Origin of the sequence: Sneathiella sp. (genome assembly GCF_029233945.1) — a bacterium.
Lineage (GTDB): Bacteria > Pseudomonadota > Alphaproteobacteria > Sneathiellales > Sneathiellaceae > Sneathiella.
Genome location: NZ_JARGOQ010000025.1, coordinates 1 through 20,357, shown reverse-complemented (window position 1 = coordinate 20,357; position 20,357 = coordinate 1). Strand labels below are relative to the sequence as shown.

At 52.4% G+C, this 20,357-nt stretch carries 21 protein-coding genes; 13 read left to right on the top strand and 8 right to left on the bottom strand.

Annotated elements, in window-relative coordinates; all coding sequences use genetic code 11:
• Positions 1 to 109: 109 nt before the first annotated feature.
• The 7 genes from P1U71_RS09895 to bmt all read left to right on the top strand — a co-directional run bounded on the left by P1U71_RS09895 (position 110) and on the right by bmt (position 6,665).
• The gene (locus P1U71_RS09895; RefSeq protein WP_301105431.1) at positions 110 to 652 is read left to right on the top strand and encodes a hypothetical protein; all 543 of its coding nucleotides are present in this window, start codon (positions 110 to 112) and stop codon (positions 650 to 652) included.
• Between the two features lie 162 nt (positions 653 to 814).
• Positions 815 to 2,035: a multidrug effflux MFS transporter gene (locus tag P1U71_RS09890; RefSeq protein ID WP_301105430.1), complete on the top strand. Its 1,221-nt coding sequence runs from the start codon at positions 815 to 817 to the stop codon at positions 2,033 to 2,035.
• Positions 2,035 to 3,297 (top strand): MFS transporter, encoded by a 1,263-nt coding sequence (locus P1U71_RS09885; protein ID WP_301105429.1) that lies wholly within the window; start codon positions 2,035 to 2,037, stop codon positions 3,295 to 3,297. The genes P1U71_RS09890 and P1U71_RS09885 overlap by 1 nt, the downstream gene beginning before the upstream one ends.
• Before the next feature lie 87 nt (positions 3,298 to 3,384).
• On the top strand, positions 3,385 to 4,572 hold the full coding sequence (locus P1U71_RS09880; RefSeq protein ID WP_301105428.1) for an aminotransferase class V-fold PLP-dependent enzyme: 1,188 nt from the start codon (positions 3,385 to 3,387) through the stop codon (positions 4,570 to 4,572).
• Positions 4,573 to 4,647: 75 nt separating this feature from the next.
• Positions 4,648 to 5,112: an isoprenylcysteine carboxylmethyltransferase family protein gene (locus P1U71_RS09875; RefSeq protein WP_301105427.1), complete on the top strand. Its 465-nt coding sequence runs from the start codon at positions 4,648 to 4,650 to the stop codon at positions 5,110 to 5,112.
• Between the two features lie 61 nt (positions 5,113 to 5,173).
• Positions 5,174 to 5,599, top strand: coding sequence for a DUF4389 domain-containing protein (locus tag P1U71_RS09870; protein ID WP_301105426.1), 426 nt, complete (start codon positions 5,174 to 5,176; stop codon positions 5,597 to 5,599).
• A 31-nt stretch (positions 5,600 to 5,630) separates the two neighbouring features.
• On the top strand, positions 5,631 to 6,665 hold the full coding sequence (gene bmt / locus P1U71_RS09865; protein ID WP_301105425.1) for a betaine--homocysteine S-methyltransferase: 1,035 nt from the start codon (positions 5,631 to 5,633) through the stop codon (positions 6,663 to 6,665).
• Between the two features lie 6 nt (positions 6,666 to 6,671).
• On the opposite strand, the gene P1U71_RS09860 is transcribed toward bmt, so the two are convergent.
• The 3 genes from P1U71_RS09860 to P1U71_RS09850 all read right to left on the bottom strand — a co-directional run bounded on the left by P1U71_RS09860 (position 6,672) and on the right by P1U71_RS09850 (position 8,958).
• Positions 6,672 to 7,304 carry a glutathione S-transferase family protein gene (locus tag P1U71_RS09860; protein ID WP_301105424.1) on the bottom strand — a complete coding sequence of 211 codons (633 nt, stop codon included), beginning with the start codon at positions 7,302 to 7,304 and terminating at the stop codon, positions 6,672 to 6,674.
• Between the two features lie 108 nt (positions 7,305 to 7,412).
• Complete coding sequence (locus P1U71_RS09855) at positions 7,413 to 8,264, bottom strand: MBL fold metallo-hydrolase (RefSeq protein WP_301105423.1); 852 nt, start codon at positions 8,262 to 8,264, stop codon at positions 7,413 to 7,415.
• A gap of 82 nt (positions 8,265 to 8,346) precedes the next feature.
• Positions 8,347 to 8,958, bottom strand: a complete 612-nt coding sequence (locus tag P1U71_RS09850; RefSeq protein ID WP_301105422.1) for a CDP-alcohol phosphatidyltransferase family protein — start codon at positions 8,956 to 8,958, stop codon at positions 8,347 to 8,349.
• Positions 8,959 to 9,101: 143 nt separating this feature from the next.
• Here P1U71_RS09850 and P1U71_RS09845 point away from each other — a divergent pair, with 143 nt between their 5' ends.
• Positions 9,102 to 9,572: an OsmC family protein gene (locus P1U71_RS09845; protein WP_301105421.1), complete on the top strand. Its 471-nt coding sequence runs from the start codon at positions 9,102 to 9,104 to the stop codon at positions 9,570 to 9,572.
• A gap of 60 nt (positions 9,573 to 9,632) precedes the next feature.
• Positions 9,633 to 9,845 (top strand): hypothetical protein, encoded by a 213-nt coding sequence (locus P1U71_RS09840; protein ID WP_301105420.1) that lies wholly within the window; start codon positions 9,633 to 9,635, stop codon positions 9,843 to 9,845.
• A gap of 9 nt (positions 9,846 to 9,854) precedes the next feature.
• Here the strand turns inward: P1U71_RS09840 and P1U71_RS09835 are convergent, their stop codons facing one another.
• Positions 9,855 to 10,739, bottom strand: a complete 885-nt coding sequence (locus tag P1U71_RS09835) for a NifU family protein (protein WP_301105419.1) — start codon at positions 10,737 to 10,739, stop codon at positions 9,855 to 9,857.
• 135 nt (positions 10,740 to 10,874) lie between these two features.
• A complete protein-coding gene (locus tag P1U71_RS09830; protein WP_301105418.1) occupies positions 10,875 to 11,888 on the bottom strand; it encodes a cyclase family protein in 1,014 nt (337 codons plus the stop codon).
• A 137-nt stretch (positions 11,889 to 12,025) separates the two neighbouring features.
• Between P1U71_RS09830 and P1U71_RS09825 the strand changes: the two genes are divergently transcribed.
• Positions 12,026 to 13,282, top strand: a complete 1,257-nt coding sequence (locus P1U71_RS09825; protein ID WP_301105417.1) for an MFS transporter — start codon at positions 12,026 to 12,028, stop codon at positions 13,280 to 13,282.
• A 47-nt stretch (positions 13,283 to 13,329) separates the two neighbouring features.
• Here P1U71_RS09825 and P1U71_RS09820 read toward each other — a convergent pair whose 3' ends face one another.
• Genes P1U71_RS09820 through P1U71_RS09810 form a run of 3 tightly spaced genes read right to left on the bottom strand, consistent with a single transcriptional unit; the run spans position 13,330 to position 16,127 of the window.
• Entirely contained in the window at positions 13,330 to 14,079 is a 750-nt protein-coding gene (locus P1U71_RS09820) for a class II aldolase/adducin family protein (protein ID WP_301105416.1), read from the bottom strand.
• Positions 14,080 to 14,124: 45 nt separating this feature from the next.
• A complete protein-coding gene (locus P1U71_RS09815; protein WP_301105415.1) occupies positions 14,125 to 15,279 on the bottom strand; it encodes an acyl-CoA dehydrogenase family protein in 1,155 nt (384 codons plus the stop codon).
• A gap of 41 nt (positions 15,280 to 15,320) precedes the next feature.
• The gene (locus P1U71_RS09810; protein ID WP_301105457.1) at positions 15,321 to 16,127 is read right to left on the bottom strand and encodes an IclR family transcriptional regulator; all 807 of its coding nucleotides are present in this window, start codon (positions 16,125 to 16,127) and stop codon (positions 15,321 to 15,323) included.
• 127 nt (positions 16,128 to 16,254) lie between these two features.
• Between P1U71_RS09810 and P1U71_RS09805 the strand changes: the two genes are divergently transcribed.
• The 3 genes from P1U71_RS09805 to P1U71_RS09795 all read left to right on the top strand — a co-directional run bounded on the left by P1U71_RS09805 (position 16,255) and on the right by P1U71_RS09795 (position 20,338).
• Positions 16,255 to 17,400: a TAXI family TRAP transporter solute-binding subunit gene (locus P1U71_RS09805; RefSeq protein ID WP_301105414.1), complete on the top strand. Its 1,146-nt coding sequence runs from the start codon at positions 16,255 to 16,257 to the stop codon at positions 17,398 to 17,400.
• A 25-nt stretch (positions 17,401 to 17,425) separates the two neighbouring features.
• A complete protein-coding gene (locus P1U71_RS09800; RefSeq protein WP_301105413.1) occupies positions 17,426 to 19,423 on the top strand; it encodes a TRAP transporter permease in 1,998 nt (665 codons plus the stop codon).
• A gap of 159 nt (positions 19,424 to 19,582) precedes the next feature.
• A complete protein-coding gene (locus tag P1U71_RS09795) occupies positions 19,583 to 20,338 on the top strand; it encodes a hypothetical protein (protein WP_301105412.1) in 756 nt (251 codons plus the stop codon).
• Positions 20,339 to 20,357: the final 19 nt, after the last annotated feature.

Here is a 20,357-nt window from a genome sequence, read left to right as displayed (position 1 = left end):
TGCCTGCCCGCTCAAGATGACATCACCCTGAAACGGCTTTTATTACCGACATGTTTTAACCTTACAAGTTTGGCCTCGCGGGATGCCGATAAAACTTTGGAGTTATGATATGTCTACTTCCGAAAACACGACCAATGCCTGCCGCTCCCTTGCAGAGCTTAAAATCCGCAGCCGCATCCTCCTGAAAGCTGCGGCGCAGGAAAAGCCCGCAGCTCTTCATACTTTACGGAAATTTGGCAAGCAGGAACCGCCTTTCCAGCATAAGGACGGGCTGAAAGCTGTATCTCGCCTTGCCGGCTTTAAAAACTGGCAGCATGCCAGCCATGTCCTTGGCGGAGCAGCAAATATTGGCGACGATATGGGGGTGATTTGGTACGACACCAAATGCACAGGCCTCCTGAATATCTGGTGCCGGAATTATGCAGAGGCGCAAGAACAATTCGATCAGCGAGAGAATGGATTCCTCTTTCCTTATAAAACACAATTTGTCGTCACAAATGGCGAATATGTGCGTGCCCTGGGCTTTGAAACCGATCATCCTTTGCTACAAGTTCCTAACCGTAATTTTGTCGAAATTTATGGGACGCCAGCGTGGGACGACCTGACATTTCAACGGCTACAGCAAGCGATGGGCGCTACCACCGGAAATTAATTTTACGGGAAAAGCTGTTTGATCAAAAACAGTCTGTTCAGCCCAAAATAAAATAGACTATAGTGGGGGTTCATTGAGCGGAAGATGACACCCCACTAGAGGGCTTCGCAGCTTCCGGCTTTATCCCGAACGCTGTCGTAAAACAGGAGCATCAGCTCACCAATGTCCGCGCCATCAAAAAAACTTGGATTTGCCGAGCAGATTATCCTGCTCGCGTTGATGATATCCATGGTGGCGTTATCGATTGACGTCATGCTGCCGGCTCTTTTCGATATCAGCCATGATCTTCATGCGGACGATCCGAATGATCGTCAGTATGTCGTTGCCGCCGTGTTTCTCGGCCTTGCTATCGGTCAGCTTTTCTACGGCCCGATTTCTGACAGCACGGGACGAAAGACCGCCATTTACTTTGGTTTTGGTTTGTTTCTTATCGGTTGCCTCTTATCCATTTTTGCCCCTAATTTCACCATTATGCTGATCGGCCGCTTGCTTCAGGGCCTGGGGGTCGCTTCACCTCGGATCGTCTCTCTCGCCCTTATTCGCGACCAGTATGAGGGGCGCGAGATGGCGCGCTTTGTCTCTCTGGTAATGACGGTTTTCATTCTGGTGCCAGTTCTCGCTCCTGCTCTTGGCCAGTTTATTCTGTTTTTCGCTGAATGGCGGATGATATTTGTCGTCCTTTTCGCTCTCGGACTGGCAACACTCATCTGGTTTGGCCTCCGTCAGGAGGAAACGCTTCCCGTTGAAAAACGCGCGCCGCTCTCCCTCAAACGCATCTGGCGGGCGGTGAAGGAAGTGATCTATACACGTGCAGCCTTTGGTTTTACGATGGTGGGCGGTTTTATTTTCAGCGCCTTTCTCGGCTACCTCACCATGTCGCAGCAAATCTTCCAGGATCAGTATGACGTGGGTGAGATGTTTGCCGTTTATTTCGGCGTCTTGGCGCTCGCCCTCGGGGCGGCATCGTTCATGAATGCCCGTTTAGTCATGCGTTTTGGTATGCGAAAACTATCTTACCATGCACTTGTTGTGCTAACCATTTTGTCCATTCTGTTTATGGTTTATGCATATATGTGCGATGGTCATCCGCCACTTTGGACACTGGTTTCCTTCTTTATGGTGATTTTCTTTTGCATCGGCATCCTGTTCGGAAATTTCAACGCGATGGCGATGGAACCGCTTGGACATATTGCTGGTGTCGCGGCGGCGGTTATCGGATCCATTACGACATTCGTCTCCATGGGCATCGGCACCGTAATCGCACAGCTCTATGATGGAACCGTATTCCCTCTCATTGCCAGCTTCGCCGTCCTCGGCGCATTATCCCTTGCCGCGATGGCATGGACCATAAAAACAGCGCAAACCAATCCCAGGTCCGGCTGATGATATGGAACTCAATTAAATCCGTCGCCTCTCTCCTGTCAAGCTATGGCTTGCTGATGGTCGCAAATGCCATGTTCGGCACCCTGCTTGGACTGCGTAGCAAGCTCGAAGGTTTTTCGACTGAAGTCACAGGCGTGATTATGGCCGGATTTTTCATTGGTATGCTTCTGGGCGCATTTTACGCCGTGCGCGTGGTGGCAAGCGCAGGTCATATCCGAAGCTTCGCCGCCTTCGCCTCGGTCATGTCCGTGGCCGTGTTGGCGCATGTACTCATCATTGATCCCGTTGCCTGGTTTTTTCTCCGCGCCGTTACCGGATTTTGCATGGCCGGCATGATAATGATAGTTGAAAGCTGGCTAAACGAACGCTCCACAAACGCCACGCGGGGGCGCGTTCTTTCGCTCTATATGATTACCAACTATCTTGGCGCCGGGTCCGGCCAGTTCCTGATCACGATTGCAGACCCTGACAGCTTCCAGCTTTTTTCCGTGGCATCCATTATTTTCTCCATCGCGCTTGTTCCCATTCTCCTCACCCGGGCAACCGCGCCAAAGCCAACCGCGCCGGAGCGGATGAAATTCCGGGAGCTTGTCAAAATTTCCCCGGTCGGGGTTGCCGGAACCTTCATCGCGGGCCTCACAAATTCCGCCATCAACAGCATGGGGCCAATTTTCGCCGCCACCATCGGCCTCAGCCTGGGGCAGATTTCCACCTTTATGGCGACAATTCTTCTCGGTGGCATGCTGCTGCAGTTTCCGGTCGGGCGCTTATCGGACCTGTTTGACCGACGAACAATCCTTATCAGTTCAGCGCTCGCCACCGCGCTCGTTAGCGGAGGAATCATCTGGGCTGCCGACGCACATTATGTTTTGGCCTTGTTCGCATTTTGCCTGATTTATGGCGGGTTTTGTTACACCATATATCCCATGTCCTCCGCTCAGGTGAATGATCTCGCAGATCAGGACCGTCTTGTGCAAGTGTCCGCAGGTCTCTTGTTTGCCTATGGTATCGGCGCCAGCATCGGCCCGATTGCCGCGTCGCAAATCATGGGCCGGATCGGACCGAACGGCCTCTTTTACTACATTATCGGCTGTACCCTGTTTCTGGCGGCGCTGACAATAATCCGTGTTATCCAGAGGCCATCGGGCAAGAAAAAAGCGGAATTCCTGCCCCTTGGCAGCCTTGGTTCTTCAACCAAGCAACTCTACAGCTCCGTTGCCCGGGAAACCTATAAGCAGGAGGGCAATCGGAATGATGAATGAGCAAACGAACAAATTACCGTTGCCCTATCTACAAAAGCGAATACACTTTTCAACCTTTATGACTATCTATTACAGGAAAATACTATCATGAGCGTCAAAAACGGTCGCCAATTTTTGAGCATTCCTGGTCCGACAACTGTCCCTGATGAAGTCCTTGCAGCGATGCACCGCCCGGCAGTGGATATCCGTAAAGGGGAACTCGTCGAAGTAACTGCCCGTCTGAAAGATGGTCTTCGCATGATCTCCAAATCAAAGGGCACGCCTTTTATCTATATCGCCAACGGACACGGCGCATGGGAGGCCGCTCTCAGCAATGTACTCTGCCGCAATGACAAAATTCTCGTCCTGGAAAGCGGATCCTTCGCCGCAGGATGGGGTCAAGCCGGCGGGACCATCGGTCTGGATGTCGAAGTGCTCCCCGGCAGCTGGCGCAAAGCCGTTGATCCGGCGGCGGTGGAAGAACGGCTGAAATCGGATACAAGCGGCGATATCAAAGCCGTCCTTATCGTGCAGGTCGATACCGCCTCAAGTGTTGTCAATGATATCCCGGCAATCCGCCGCGCGATAGACAACGCCGGGCATGATGCATTGCTCATGGTAGACACGATTGCCTCCCTCGGGACGATGGATTACCGGATGGATGAATGGGGCGTTGATGTCACTGTCGCCGCTTGTCAGAAGGGCCTGATGATGTCACCCGGTGTGAGTTTCACCATCGCAAATGAAAGGGCCATGGCGCGCCATCAGAAAGCCGACCTTCGGACAGCCTACTGGGACTGGACCAACCGTATGGGCCCCGAGCATTACCAGAACTACGCGGGCACACCGCCTGTGCATATGCTGTTTGGCTTGCAAAAAGCGTTTGAGTTAATCCGGGAGGAAGGGTTGGATAACATCTTCACCCGCCACAGCCTGCTTGCCGGCGCAACCCGCGCGGCTGTCGGAAAATGGGCAGAAGACGGAGAATTTGCGTTCAACATTATCGATCCGAATGAACGCGCAAATTCTGTCACGACAGTCCTTGTGACAAATCCACAAAATCTCGATGCCATCCATGATTATTGCATCGAAAAATGCGGGGTTGTCGTCGGCGTCGGTATTGCCGCTCTTTCTGGAAAAGCGCTTCGAATTGCGCATATGGGACATATCAACGCGCCCATGCTTCTTGGCACTTTGGGGTCCATAGAAATGAGCCTGAAAGCCCAAAACATTCTCCATGGCGCAAGTGGCGTAGAGGCTGCAATCAATTATCTCGCCACCAATGTGCCGCGATAACTACCATTTGTGATGCTGCGCACGGATAGCCTGCCTCTTTTCTGCTATTGTTTAACGGCTATAATGGAGGTGTCTATGTCTAGGCCGGATAATGCGGGGGTGAGAATTCCCCCGCCCCTCTGCTTTTTTGCATTTCTCGCAGTTGGTATTCTTCTGGATTCTGCGTGGGTTGATGGGCGCCTTGCAGCTGCCTACCTGACCGCCATAGGCGGTCTGATTGCCGCCGCTTCCTTCGTTTACCTAGTCCTTACCGCGCATAAACACAAATCCGCCGGCACCAATGTTGAGCCTTGGAAACCGACAACAGCAATCATTTCCGATGGTGCCTATAAATACTCCCGCAACCCCATTTATCTCGCCATGACGCTCTTTTATATCGGCGCAGCCATCGCCGCGGGCAGTTGGCCGGCCCTCATTCTCCTGCCTGTCTGCCTCCTAATAATTCGCCATTATGTTATTGCCCGCGAAGAGGCCTACCTTGAAGATAAGTTTGGTAAGGAATATCTAGACTATAAGGCAAGAGTCCGGCGCTGGCTGTAATTGGCCTAACCTGCATGAACTATTTGCCGGAACTTATTGACCATCTCAAGGGGTGCAACCGATGACAGATGACGTTAAAACGCATGTTAAGTCCACGACGACATGGACGAGATTAATTTACCTGATCCTTTATGCGATCATATTCCGGGTCGCGAGTATTGTCCTGTTTGCAATCACCATCATTCAGTTTATCAAGGCCTTGCTGACCGGATCGCCATTCGGGCAGTTGCAGTCTTTTGGTGGCGCGCTTGCGGAATATAACAAGCAACTCGTTGCATATTTATCCTATCAGAGTGACGAGAAGCCTTTTCCCGTCGGTCCCTGGCCGCCACAAACGCCCCCTGAGAGCGGAAGCAAAGCCAGCGACGATGTGATCATTGTCGCCGAAGAGCAGCCGAAAAAGCCGAAACCATCTGGAAAGCCCAAGAGTAGTCCAACACCAAAGCCCAAAGATGCGGATGATGATAAAGGCTCAAATACCGCTTGATCTTTCAGTAGCCTTTGCCTAGGACGGAGAGATGGTCAATAAACTTCAACAGCTCCTGGACAGCAAGCCCTTCCTTTTGGCGGACGGCGCGGTCGGAACAAATCTCTTCGCTGTCGGTCTGCAGTCGGGCGACGCGCCGGAGCTGTGGAATATTGACGCGCCGGAGAAAATTCACGACCTGCATCGCGGTTTCGTTGACGCCGGCTCAGACATCATCCTGACCAACAGCTTTGGTGGAACGAGCTATCGGCTCAAGCTTCATAATGCCCAAGACCGGGTTTTCGAATTGAACCTTGCCGCCGCAAAAATCGCCCGAGCCGAGGCAGATCGCGTGGACCGCACGGTTGTTGTGGCGGGTTCCATGGGCCCGACCGGGGAACTGATGGAGCCGATGGGTGCATTAACCCATGAGAGCGCCGTTGACGCCTTCAAGGCTCAGGCGGACGCACTGGTTGAGGGCGGCGTAGACGTGCTTTGGATTGAAACCATGTCCTCGAAAGAGGAAGTCGCCGCCGCCGTTGAGGCCGCGAAGGCAACCGGTCATCCTTTTGTCTGCACCATGTCCTTCGATACCAACCGGCGCACAATGATGGGCATCAAGCCCGCTGATTTTACCGAATTTTGTCATGAGCTGCCCGAGCGTCCCATCGGATGGGGCGCGAATTGCGGCGTTGGTGCAGGTGAGCTTCTGGAAACCGTGCTGGGACTTAAATCCACTGCGGAAGAAGGCGACATCATTGTCGCCAAGGCCAATTGCGGCATCCCGGAGTTCAAGGACGGCAAGCTGATTTATAGCGGGACGCTGGACGTGATGGCGGATTATGCGCGGCTTGCGGCCGATGCAGGCGCCCGAATAATCGGTGGCTGCTGCGGGACCAGCCACGCGCATCTGAAAGCCATGGCCGAAGCCCTTGACGGATATACGCCCCGGCAGACAATCAGCATTGCGGATATTGAGGCGCGTTTTGGCCCCGTTTGGCAAGTAACCCTACCTGCCGAGGCTTCCCACGGGGCATCAGCGGAAACTGGCCGCGGCAACCGTCGCAATCGCCGCCGCCAGAGTTAGGATATATCAGGCACTCGCGCTCGGGCGGGCGGCAACTTTTTCATGCCAGCGCTTGAGATTGTCGAGGCCGTCTGGCATCTCAATTTTTGCCATCCCGGTTGCAAAGTCCACAACTACCATGGCGCCGACATCCGCAGCGGAATAGCTGTCTCCGACGATGAATTCCTGATTTTCAAGCTGCTTGTTCATATCTTTGAAGAAATAGACAACCCGCTCTCGCCCACGCTCCGCGAGTTCCGCGATTTGTTCAATGTCGTGCGGCCCGGTAATGGCCCGATGGGCGAGCCTCGGCGCGGAGTTGCGCAGTGCCTCGGCGACCGCCATAAAGCCGTTCACATTGATATAATGGCAGCTATCATTGATACGTGCCCGTTCCTCAGGGGATTTACCGAATAACGGCGGTTCAGGAAATTTTTCTTCCAGATAGCGGTTTATCGCGTCGATTGACGAAATCCGGCTACCGTCATCCAATTCCAACACCGGCACAGTGCAGTTCGGGTTAATTTTCCTGAATTCGTCGTTAAACTGCTCCCCCTCGCGAATATTGACAATCACTTTTTCAAGCTCAACGCCTTTTTCCGCCAGAAAAATTCTGACGCGGCGCGGGCTCGGAGGGCCCGGACAATCATATAACTTCATTTCTACTTTTCCTCATCCAGTGTTGCGCCCCGGATTAGTTATTTCCCTGTATCTTGGCACAGAAATCACTATCTCTGCACATTTTCCTGAGATTTCATCAGAGCGCTGTTAGACTTTCAACCAATACTCTCCGGTATCTTTCTTTTTAAGATGCCCGGCCGTCGGCGCCGCGAAATGGGTACCGATAATCAGTGTATCTGAATTGCCATATTTCTCTAGAAACGCTTTCCGTGTTGATTGGGCGGCGGCGGCATCCGCATCCACAGCACTCGACCATTCAGGATGCGCAATCTGACAGGGATGATGCATACTGTCGCCGGTAATGATCGCTTCTTCGCCCGCAGACCGGATTTGAACGCAGACATGCCCCGGTGTATGGCCAGGAGACGGGAACAAGCTCACCTCGTCGCATATCTGATGATCCATCGCCACCAGATCGGCAAGACCCGCATCGATGATGGGTGCAACCGAATCGCCGATAACATCGCCAAATTCGTCCTGCGCCGTCGCCCGCCAGTAATCCCATTCCGTCGCGCCTATCAGATAGCGCGCGTTCGGGAATGTCGGTACCCATTCGCCATCCACCAGCATCGTGTTCCAGCCCACATGGTCGACATGAAGATGCGTACAGAGAACAGTATCAAAACTTTCCCGCGGATATCCCGCCGCCTCAAGGTCTTCAAGGAAAGTGGTTTGCAGCATGTTCCAGGCGGGAATTTCTCGCTTCTTATCGTTGCCAAGGCAGGTATCGACAATAATCCGCCGCGAGCCCGTATCAATGATGAGCGCGTGAATGCTCATGATCAGCTTGCCTTCTGCGGTCGCGAAATGCGGGACAAGCCAGTCAATCGGCTGCACGGCATCCGGGGTGGCCTGCGGCAGAATAAACCGGGTGCCGCCCGTTGCCTCAACTTCAACAACACGGGTAATCTTTACATTACCAATTTGCCAGTCGCTCATTCGGGGTCCTCCGTTGTTATTATTGTTATTTTTATGTACTGCGGGAAGAGTATAGCGGTTCCGGCGGGCCAAACAATGCCGATCAGCGGGTTTTACCGAAGGTCAGCCAGGCAGCATAGATACGTGTAACGGTAGTTACCCAACACATTCCGCCGAAAACAAGCGCGATAATCATGAAATAATCCGGAAAAATGCACATCAGCAGCATCGCGGCAATCGTCTCTCCGCCTTCCGCCAGCCCACCCAGATAATAGAGCGATTTGCGGCCCTGAATATCCGTCGATATCCCGTGCTTCTCCGCCATGATGGCATATGTCAGGAAGGTCGATGCAGTGCCCATAAAGCTGAAAATCAGAAATGCGGCATAAAGCGCGTTTTCGGGGTTGGCCAGCGCAAAGCTGAAAACAATTGCCGAATAAAAAATAAAATCGCAGACGATATCAAGATATCCACCAAAGTCAGTCAACAACGAGTGCCGGGCAACCGCGCCGTCGAGACCATCGAAAAGCCGGTTCAGCAAGATTAGAACTAGCGCCGCGCCGTACTGCTCTATGGCGATCAAAGGTACGGCCGATATGCCAAGCAAGAAACCGAGTATCGTCACACTATTTGCGGAAACGCCTATGGCCGCTATTCTGGTGCCCATCGCGTTCAGAGGCGGGTCAATGATATTTCGCAGGGCGGCATCAAACATCGTTTCTTTGAAATATCCTGTCGATCGGCCAAAAATTATCGTGAGATTGTCAGTAAAAAATTACATAGTAGCATTCTATGGACAAGGCAAAGCGATATCGTTCCCACTCCCGATAATGTGAAATGGTGTGATTAGGATAAAAGATGACTCATACACATGAATTTGTTGCCCGCATCGAATGGACTGGCGCGCGCGACGGCTCGACGACCGACTATAAAAGCTATTCGCGCGCCTATGATATATCGATTGACGGCAGACCGGTCATCAAGGGGTCGGCAGATCCCGTATTTCTCGGAACGGACGACCGTTACAACCCGGAAGATCTATTAGTAGCTTCGCTCTCCGCCTGCCATATGCTGAGCTATCTTGCCCTCTGTGCGCGAAAGAACATTGCTGTTACCGCCTATCAGGACGACGCCTGGGGGAAAATGGAAATGAAAAACGGAAAACTCCGGTTTACAGAAGTGATTTTGCGCCCCGTCGTAGTTATTTCAGCGGCAAGCAACCTTGAAAAAGCGATACGTCTCCATCATGATGCCCATGAAACCTGCTTTATTGCCAATTCAGTGAATTTTCCTGTGCTGAATAAGGCGAATGTTACACATTCCGAATAACCAATTATTAACCTCAAAGTGCAAAAATCCCGGAAATCGAAATTTTAGGCGAGACCGGAAATGCAGCTGAAATTTGAAGCAGCTATTTTTAATGAAGAAGTCCTTACCGCACTCCAGGAGGGAGAGCATCACAAGGAGCTCTCAGATAGCTGGGCCGAAACGCATTATTTAGACATTTATGCGGAAAGCCTTGAACAGGCATGGGAAAAAATGCGCCGCAAATACAGCGCGGACCGCGGTTTCGTGATCAAAGCCATAGACGCGGTTGAGTAGGCGCGGCGGTCAATATCCAACGTAATAGGGATTTGCGCCGCCTGCGTGATCGGTCACATCCAGAACCCGTTCAATTACCGGCACTGCGGATTTAATTTCCACTTCCACGCCCTGTTTCAGCGTTGCATCGGCCATGCCGCATCCCTGACAGCCGCCAGCCATCTCAACAAAGGCTGTATTGTCCTTTATATCGATCAATGTGATGTAACCGCCATGCGCCGCGATTGCGGGGTTGATCCGCGTTTCAAGAAGGACGCGGATTTGGTCCGCTTCATCACTTTTCAGACCGGGCCGATCACTCGTATCTTCGGCCACTTCTTCGACCATGCGTTCAAAGCGAACCCGATGAATCTCGGGCACAAAATGCTTGAGCGTGTTTTCGATTTTGATTTGCGTCCCAAAGGCTGGCGTGGACAGACCTGAACTGTCCATTTCCAACACAACAACGCCATCGGCAGGATCGAAAGACTTAAACGCCACGTCGCCCCCATCCTCCCGCAGTTGCGGCTGTACCCGCGTGTCGATCAGCTCGACAATGGAATCAACGATTTTCTGTTCTTCTTCTGAATAGCTTGCTCTGGCTGATTGCGGTTCCCCGTTCAATACCGGCATGCCGCTCATATAATGATCCATGATTGCGGCGAGGACCATTGGTTTAAGCTGTATCCATAGGGTTTTATGTTCGGCATCCGTCCGTTTGACGATTGTGACATAGTCCTCTCCGAGTTCCACCGAGCGGACTCCCGGGATATCAAACAGGCGCGCCGCGAGCGGGGAGCGTTCCCGCCCCTCTTTCTCATTTTCGAACAGGATGGAGCCTTCCGCCAGAACCTGTCGGCCCGGCAAGAATTTCATCCTGTCTTCATTTTCATGCGGCAAGGTCTGAATAAACATGGAAAACTCCAACCCCCTTAAGCGGGGAAATAAAATCACGGTCGTCAGCTAGCAGAATAATTTTGCATGGACAAGACACAAGGGTAACATAATGCGTACGTCCACGCATGCAATAGCCACATATGCGCCAAATTACTAGACGGTGGCAACCGGATTGGCGGGAGAGCCGACCGCACCCGGCAGGCGGATGGGCGGTGCCGTCAGCATAAAACGGGACCGGTTATTTGATTTTAGCCAACTATTTAGCGGCGTCAGATACCACAGTTCTCCCAGATGTATGCCGAGTTTAAACAGGCAATGCTCATGGATCGGAAGAAAAGCGCAGCTTCCCTCTCCGGGCACCGAAGGATGTGCTTCCACCGCATAATTATCAGCAATCAGCAAGGATAGGCCTGAATCAGTAATCCAGTTGAGAAGCCTGGGATCACGCCCATTGAGCGCCGCGCAGGAGCCATGCAGCCTGTCTTTATCCGGTTTGCCATCCATTTCCATAATCATTTGGGCAAAGCCGGTGTGCAGGCAAACCATATCCCCTTCCTCGACGGTGACATTGTCTTTTTCCATGACGCGCATCAAATCATCATAGCCGACAATCGTCTGCGCGCGGCCGAACTCTCCTTCCAGATCGATCATCACACCGCGCCCCTGAACACCGGCAGCGGCCATATTCTCGATCCCAAGCGCCAATGCACGCGGACCACCTTCGTCTTCCGGCCCCTGAATATGCTCCCCGCCGCGATAGCCGTTGTAATAGACAATCTCCGCCTGGCCATCGCCATCAGCATCAAACTCCTGCCCCACATGAGCCAGGCTATCCCATTGCGACGAATATTGCGTATGCAGAACAACCAGATCATCACAGATCACATCAATCATGTTTGGGTTATCCTGCGACAGGTTATAGTTCATGTTCGGCCTGTCGCCGGATCTGACTGTCGGTGATATTTTGGGTGGGTAACGCCGGGGATTGAGGAGATTCCCGCCCGGCAAATCAAGCGGCAGGCTCAGGCAGAAGCGCTCTCCTGTTCTTATTTCCGCCGCCGCAGCGATAATTTTTTCGGGCGTAACAAGGTTCAGGCGACCTATCTGATCATTTTCACCAAAATCGCCCCAGTTAGACCCTTCCGGTCGGTTCTTCCATCTGGACATATTTGTCTTTCCCTATGTTATTATTTTTTTGCAAGCATAGCCGTAAGATGATCGCCTGCAAAGCCCTACCTCGGTACGAATTGACCTCAGGCGTGCAACCTGTTAGCTCTAAGAAAATCTGTACGAGCGCAATAAAAATGAAAAACGAAACGGCGACCGCCTTCAAGATCATCACGACATTGTCGATTGTTTACGTCGCGAGTAATTTTTATCGCTCCTCCATTGCCGTAATCGCACCCAACATGATGGATGAAATAGGGCTTACGCATGGTCAACTTGGCGTCATTGGCGGTGCATTTTTTATTGCCTTCGCAATTTTCCAGGTTCCCGTTGGTATTTTTCTCGATCGCTACGGCCCACGGAGAACCATCTGCGGAATGATGCTGTTTGCGGTGTTGGGGTCAGCCGGATTTGCCGTAGCAGCAGATTTCCTGGAATTAACCGCCGCACGGTTCATGATTGGCGTTGGCTGCGCCCCTGTTCTGATGGGCTCTCTCGTGATTATCTCAAGGTGGCTCTCGGCGGAACGGTTCGCCTTTTACACGTCCCTTGTTGTTGGCATGGGCGGGCTTGGCAATATTCTCGCGACAACACCAACGGCGATCCTCACCGACATGATCGGCTGGCGGGATGTTTTCTGGATCGCGAGCCTGGTCAGCGCGCTTTCCATCGTCTTTGGATATTTGATCATCAGGGACGCCCCCAAGGATCATGCCATGCACAGCAGAAAAGCTGAAAGTTTGAAAGACGCGCTGGGAGGCGTCATCGGCATAATAAAGGATCGGCAGTTTCAGTATATTTTCGCCATCAATCTTGTCATCTACGGTACGATCATGGCCATCGTCGGCTTATGGGGTGGAAACTATTTACGTGACATCTACGGGCTTGATCTCACCACGCGGGGAAATATCCTTTTCTGGATGACTATCGCTGTCATCGGAGGCAATTTCTTCTATGGTTATCTTGATGGCGTTTTCCGGAGGCGCAAGTCTCTTGTGGCCGCCGCAGCTGTTATTACAATTTCGCTTCTGGTCATCCTCGGTTCTGTTCCCGTCATCGCGGTATGGCAGATATCTTCACTTCTGATCGTATTCAGCTTTTTTGGAAGCTATGGCGTTGTCATTATGTCCCACGGACGTTCGATCTTTCCAGAAGAGCGTCTGGGACGTGGCATCGCTACCCTGAATACGGCTGTATTTCTGGGCGTGTTTCTGCTGCAATCTTTGGGCGGATTTATAATTGGCGCATTCGCATCAGAAAATGGCACCGCGCCACTCAGCGCCTATCGGGTCTTTTTCTTCTGCCTGGCGGCAATCATTACTATTGCATTGCTGATCTACAGCCGGTCGAAAGAATCTAAAACGCCCAAAGAAAAAGCGCCGGAGCCTGCTTGAATTATCAGGTCCGGCGCCAAAAACTTTAACCTCAAAAACCCTCTTGATCAGTCGCGGTAATTCGCTCCCTTGCGATCAAGGATGCGTAACAAGCCCGGCCATTCAAGACCCGACTGGGAAGCGCTGATCTTGAACTGGGACGCCGCATGCTCGCAGACTTCACGAGAGGGGAGAATTAATTCGGAATCCCCTGCTAATGCCTTGATTTGCGATTCACAGGACTTTTCAAGATAGAAGATCCGGCGGAAAGCTTCCGACGCCGTGGCCCCGACCGTAAGCAAACCATGATTACGCAGGATCATCGCAATACTGTCTCCCATATCGCGGACCAAACGTTCACGCTCATCCAAATCCAGCGCGATACCTTCATACCCGTGATAGGCCAGACGACCGTAAAACATCATCGAATGCTGGCTAATCGGCAAGAGACCCTGTTTCTGTGCGGCGACCGCCATGCCAGCCGTTGTATGCGTATGCAGCACGCAGCCCACGTCCTCCCGCGCGGCATGGATGGCGCTATGGATTGTGTAACCCGCCGGATTAATAATAAACGGTGTATCATCCAGAACATTCCCGTCGATATCCACCTTGACCAGGCTCGATGCGGTGATTTCATCAAAGAAGAGACCGTAGGGATTTATCAGGAAATGATGATCGCTGCCCGGGACGCGCGCGGAAATATGAGTGAAAACAAGATCGCTCATCCCATAGTGAGCGACAAGATGATAACAGGCTGCGAGATTTACACGCGTTTCCCATTCTTCATCGCTCACCTTGCCCTGCAGGCTGGGTACCATTTTATTTATCTTATCAACACCCATGTCAATTTTCCCTTTTCTGTTTTAGTTCGTATGCGATTTCAGCATATTGCGTGCGATGACAAGCTGCTGAATTTGCGTCGTTCCTTCGTAAAGACGCAGCAGCCGGACATCCCGGTAAAAGCGTTCGACTTTGTACTCCGCCATATAGCCTGCGCCACCGTGGATCTGCACCGCCCGGTCCGCAATTTTTCCGGCTGCTTCCGTTGTGAACATCTTGCAGCAGGCCGCCAGCATTGAGATATCTTCATTATTATCATATTTCTGCGCGGCATCCAATGTCATTGCCTTGCTGGCGAAAAGTTCCGTCTGACTATCAGCAAGAAGCGCTTGCACGAGCTGGAATTCACCGATAACGGTCCCGAATTGCTTGCGCTCGGCCGCATAGTTAAGAGCTTCTTCCAAAATCCGCTCCGAAATACCGGTCGAGACCGAACTCAAATGCAGCCGGCCGCGGTCCAGCACCTTCATCGCAGTATAGAAACCCTTCCCCTCTACGTCGCCCATCAAGGCGGAGGCAGGTATGCGGGCATCTTCAAAAATAACATCACTGGTTTTTGTGCCTCGCTGGCCCATTTTTTCGTCTGCTTTGGCAATCGTGACGCCCGGCGTGGCGGGATCAACAAGAAAGGCAGATATACCCGACGCGCCTTTTTTGGATGAGTCGGTGCGGGCCATAACCGTCAGCATACCTGCGCGCAGTGCGTTGGTGATATAGCGCTTTGTCCCGTTCAGCACATAATCATCGCCGTCCCGGACCGCGACGGTCCGCAAGGAAGCGGCATCAGACCCTGCTTCCGGCTCGGTCAGGCAGAAGGAAGACATGATCTCACCGGAGGCCAGCCGCGGCAGATACTGTTTCTTTTGTTCATCTGTGCCCGTCATGACAAGACCCTGACTGCCGATACCAACCGTCGTCCCGATTACCGAACGAAACGCCAGCGAGGCCTTGCAAAGTTCATGTATGATCTGGCATTCCTGTGCCATGCTCAGGCCCAACCCGCCATATTCTTCCGGGATTGAGAGGCCGAAAAGACCCAATTCCCGCATTTCCTGAATAATTTCTTCGGGCACGTCGTTTGTCTCTTCCACCGTGTCTTCAGCGGGAACGAGCTTTTCGCGCACGAATCGGGCGACTGCATCTTTCATTAATTCAAATGTCTCGGCATCCAGAGCCATCTTCCATCCTTCTACTTTTTTGTTATTATTTAGGTTTGATTTTAGTCTAGCCCGCACATTACCTCAACACTTCTCGCCAAGCCGACGAGACGGGGGCCAACTTCTTCCCGCAAGGTTGCTTCTGTTACCAGATAAGTGGACCCTCCGCAATTAAAGGCAACGATATCGCCGGTTGAATTGTCAAGAGCCGCGGCACCAACCGCATGAAAGCTGGGGTGCCAGTCACCTATAGAAAGGCAATATCCGAAATCCGCATAGTCCTTTTCCGCCTGATCAATCCCTTTTTTTATCCTAGGCCACTCATCGGCAGCTTTTCGCCGGACATGATCCAGGAGAAAATTTTTCTCCCCGTCCGGCAGCTTGCAAAGGAAGGCCCGGCCAACCGCCGTCGTCGCGATTGGCAGAAAGGATCCGACCTCCAGCCGAAGCGTACTTTCATCGGCACCACGAACCGTTTCGACATACATCATGTTCAGCTGTACGCGTGTCGCGAGGGCAACGCCCAGACCAACCTGCTTTGCGAGATCATGCATCAACGGGCGAGATAACAATCGGAGTTTGTTGTTGGCCAGATAGGTATACCCGAGAGAAAGAACCGCTGGCGAGGGCTCATATTTGCCGGTACTCTTCCGATAAGTCAGGAACCCAAGCTGCAGCAAAGTACTCGTCAAGCGAGAAACAGTAGACCTCGGCAGTCGCGTTCTTTTGGCAATTTCATTATTTCCAAGCGGGCCTTCACCCGGGCGAAAAGCCTGTAAAATCTCCAGACCACGCGCCAAAGACGTCACGAAATGTCGACTGTTATCGGGCGTCGATATACCCCCAACGAATGTTTTCTCTTCCAGCATCTTCATAACAACAGTAAAAAAGGAATTTCTCACGAAAAAAACTTGCAGAATTCCATTCCACTATGCAGAATGCGGTCCTATTAGAAAACAAAAAAATCTAACTCAAGTTTTCTTTAGGGAGACAATAATGAAAATAGGTACAAGCTTATGCGCTGTGGCAGCAGCGTTTGCTTTTTCGACTGCCGCATTTGCTGACGACGTAAAGCTTCCAGGCACACTTGCGTGGAGCGCTTATAACACAGGCACGACCGGTTATAACCAGTCCGTCGCGATTGGTAAGGCGCTAAAAGACAAATATGGCGTTGATCTTCGGGTTGTTCCGGGCAAGAACGACATCTCACGCATGGGTCCGCTGCGGTCTGACAAGGTTCAGTTTGTTGCAAACGGTGCCGGCACCTTCTACGCCTCTGAAGGTGTTTTCAACTTTGCAGTACCAAACTGGGGCCCTCAGAAAGTTCAACTGCTCATGTCGGCTACTTCTGACGCGAACCTGTCGGTTGGTGTCGCTGCTGATACTGGCGTCAAAACGTTCCAGGATCTTAAGGGCAAGCGCGTCGGCGTGGTTCGCAGTTCCCCTGCACTCACCGTCGGCACTCAGGCGATCATCGCATTTGGCGGCCTGACCTTCGACGATGTTGAAGTCGTGGAATTTGGCGGCTACGGTGCAATGTGGAAAGGTATGGTTTCCGGTCAGATTGATGCGGCCTTTGCCTCCACTGTTTCCGGACCGACCAAGCAACTTGAAGCGTCACCTCGCGGCATTTACTGGCCTCCGACGCCTGCTGCTGACAAAGAAGGCTGGGCTCGCATTCAGAATATCGCGCCTTATTTCGTTCCGCACACCGCCATATTGGGCACAGGGAACATTTCCAAGGAAACACCGCATGACGGCGCGGCATATCCTTACCCAATCCTGATTACCCGCGCGGACCAGGACCCTGACCTTGTGTATTCAATGGTGAAGGCTGTTCACTCCGAATATGACAACTACAAGGATGCTCTACCGGCAATGACTGGCTGGGCGATCGAAAATCAGACATTTGAATGGGCCGTTCCCTATCATATGTCGGCGGTAAAATACTGGAAAGAAATCGGCGTCTGGACGGACGACATGGAAGCTCATAACAATTTGATGATTAAGCGTCAGGATGTTCTGGCTGACGCATGGGCAACCATGAAGGACAAAGACCTCGATGGCGATGCCTTCAAGGAAGAATGGATGAAAGTCCGTGCAGCGGCTCTTAAAGCTGCCGACATGAACCCTATTTTCTAATAGTCTTTTACTTGTAGATTTCTAAATGGAAACCAAAAAACAAGAAGACGGAGCGGTGGCGCAGCCAGAAACGGCGCGCCACCGTAATCTTTCTTTTGGATGGCGGGTGATCATTATTGCGATCACCATCATCGTTACCACGCTTGCTGTCAATCAGCTGTTTAACGCTGGATTCCTTGTTGGGCACACCTGGCTTGATAACGAATATCAGTATGCGCTGTTCGGATTGCTGGTACCTATTGTCTTCCTGATTTTCCCGGCGACAAGTAAGTCTGCCATGGATCGGGTTCCTTGGTACGACATCCTGTTTGCCCTGCTCACCTTCGGTCTGCTGGTGTTTTTCTTCATGAACGCCGCAGCCATTGTCGACAATGGCTGGGAAATGGGCGCCCCGGACTACATCGTCACACTTGGCATGGTCCTCTGGCTTCTGGTTCTTGAAGGAACGAGGCGCGCTGGCGGCACCGCCTTGTTCGTGATCGTGGTCATCATTTCACTCTATCCGCTTTATGCCGACATTATGCCGGGCCCGATTTCAGGCCTTGGCAGTACGCTCGCGGATACGACGGCCTATCACGTCTTAAGCGCGGAAAGCATGCTCGGCATACCCATGCAGGCGCTTGCCAACCTGGTGATCGGCTTTCTGATCTTCGGCGTTGCCCTCACCCAGACCGGTGGCGGCAAGTTCTTTATTGACCTCGCGTTTGCGGCCCTTGGCCATGTGCGTGGCGGTCCGGCGAAAGTTGCTATTTTCTCCTCCGGCCTGATGGGCTCGATGAGCGGGAGCGTGATTTCAAACGTTATCACAACCGGCGTCATGACCATTCCTGCCATGCGCAAGACCGGATTTCGGCCATCTTATGCCGCCGGCGTAGAGGCCTGTGCGTCAACCGGCGGTGTTCTCATGCCGCCGATCATGGGCTCGACCGCCTTCATCATGGCGGTGTTCCTGAATATTCCCTATATCACCATCGCTGTGGCGGCGATCATTCCGTCCGTGCTCTATTACCTCGCGCTGTTTATCCAGATCGATGCCTATGCGGCACGGAACAACATGCCGGGCCTGCCCCGGGATCAATTGCCGAAGCTTGGGGAAACCTTTCGCAAGGGTTGGCATTTTATCGCCGTGTTTGTCCTGCTTATCGTCATGCTTGTTTATTTGAAGCAGGAAGTGCTCGCGCCATTCTATGCAACGGCATTGCTGATCGTCATCAACCAGCTGTTTTCCTCCAACCGGTGGGGAATGAAGGAATTCTGGGAGTTTCTTCTGGCAACGGGCAAGCTTCTTGCCGAGATTGCCGCCATTTTGGTTGGTGTTGGTCTGATCGTGGGGGCGCTGTCCATCACCGGTATGGCGGGTACCTTGGTCAATGACCTGATCTTTATGGCAGGCGGTGATATCCTCGTTCTTCTGCTGATGGGCGCGATTACCAGTTTCATAATGGGTATCGGCATGACTGTGACGGCCGCTTACATCTTCCTCGCGATTGTTCTTGCACCGGCGCTTGTGCAGGGCGGCCTGGACCCGATGTCGGTGCATCTCTTTATCCTTTACTGGGGTATGGTTTCTTTCATCACGCCACCCGTTGCTCTGGGTGCCTTTGCGGCCGCGTCCATCGCGGGTGCCAATCCAATGCGCACGGGGCTCGAGGCCATGCGATTGGGGTCAATCATCTACTTTGTGCCCTTCTTCTTCGTTCTCGATCCGGCCTTAATTTTCCGGGGAGAGTTGAGCCAGACAGCTATTCTGTTTGTCTCAGCTGTCGGGGGCGTTATCCTGATCGCCAGTTCACTGCAGGGATATCTCGTATGGATCGGCAATCTGCACCGCCATCCCGTACTTGGCTGGCCGATCAGGGCACTTATCCTTATCGGCGGGCTCGCTTTGGCGACACCGGGCGGAAGTGCGCTCATTCCATATAGCAATCTGGAATTAGCTCTGTTCGCGCTGGTCACAGCGGGGTCAGCCGCAACGGTTGCCTTCATGATTGAACGGCGGGCAAAAGCAACAGCAGCAATCTAGGTAAAACCTGATGCAAGAAAACGCCCGCCTGGATTACCCGGCGGGCGTTTTTGCAACTGATATCCTTTAAAATCACCAAAGCCCTCTTGCGCTTGCGATGCCCCAATCGTCATCGTATGGTGCAGCCGGAAAACTTATCTAGTAGGAACGGTGGCATATATGAGACGTGGATTGACAATCGCAATGATCGGGATCGTCCTCCTTTTCTGCGTGGCAATCGTCACCGTCTATCTTTCCATTGGCTCCGTTATCACGACGACCGTTGAAAACTACGGCTCAGCCATTACGCAAACAAAGGTCACGTTGCGTGAAACAGATTTTTCCCCGACGACGGGTGAGGCCGAGTTGCTTGATCTAACCGTCGCAAGCCCTCAGCCATATAAAGCACAACCTGCTTTCCTGACACCACGCATCAAGATGCAAATCGATCCGCAAACCGTCAACGAGGAAACCATCATCATCAAGCGCATAGAGATAGAAGCGCCTGAGATTACCTATGAAATTACAAAATCCGGCGATAACCTGCGCGTCATTCGCACCCATATCAAAGAAGCGATGACCGTTGAGGCACAAGACCTCTATCCGACCGACCGCCCCGGCCCACCGAAAAAATTCATCATCGATGATCTATATATAACGAACGCCGTCGTCATTGTTCAGGCAGAGGATCTGGTTGGCAAGAAAGCAACGGCGGTACTGGATAACCTCCATCTTGAAAATCTGGGCAGGAAGGAAAACGGGCTCTATCCAGCCGCGCTGATTGAAAAGATTTACGGACCACTCCTTCAAGCAACCACCCTTGCCGCGCTTTCGACCGATCTTAACCTCTCCGATCAGGCACTCAATATCCTTCGGGGTGCGAGCGATGAAACCGAAGAGGTGATTGATCGCATACGAAATCTTCTCGAAAAATAAAGTTGCCGCCTATCGTTGA